Raw genomic sequence first — 398 nt, 5'->3', positions numbered from 1 at the left:
GGGTCGCAGCAGCCTGCAAGCGAGGCGACACCGCCATGAACCCCAGCAGCGACGCCAGCACCGAGATCGCCGCCGCGGCCACAGCAATCGCCAGGCCCGGTGACGCCCCGACCGCCGGCAGCACGGCTGATGCGGCGGCGGCGCCGCCGAGCCCGACGGCCGCAGCGACGAGGCTTCCCCGTGCGCGGCGCCGGCTTGCCGCAGCGACAGCGGTCACCACCGCGGCGAGCGCGAGCACAGCGACGGTCACCCAGCGCCACTCGGGCACGACGGCTGCCAGCACCGCGGCCGTCGCACCGAATCCGAGGAGCGCCCAGGGCGCCGCGCTCGCGCGTCGGAGCGCATCCGCTTCGGCGCGGTCAGTCGTCGACACGTGCAACGGGCCTGCCACGGCGTAC

The 398-nt window shown here is 76.4% G+C and carries 1 pseudogene; it reads right to left on the bottom strand.

Annotation, left to right across the window (positions count from 1 at the left end):
• A pseudogene (locus tag AMS65_RS00430) lies at positions 1–373 on the bottom strand (hypothetical protein); the annotation flags it as partial.
• Positions 374–398: the final 25 nt, after the last annotated feature.

It is taken from the genome of Leucobacter celer subsp. astrifaciens (assembly GCF_001273835.1).
Classification (GTDB): Bacteria; Actinomycetota; Actinomycetes; order Actinomycetales; family Microbacteriaceae; genus Leucobacter; species Leucobacter celer.
The sequence above is the reverse complement of the archived record's forward strand: the minus strand, read 5'-3'. Positions and strand labels throughout refer to the sequence as shown.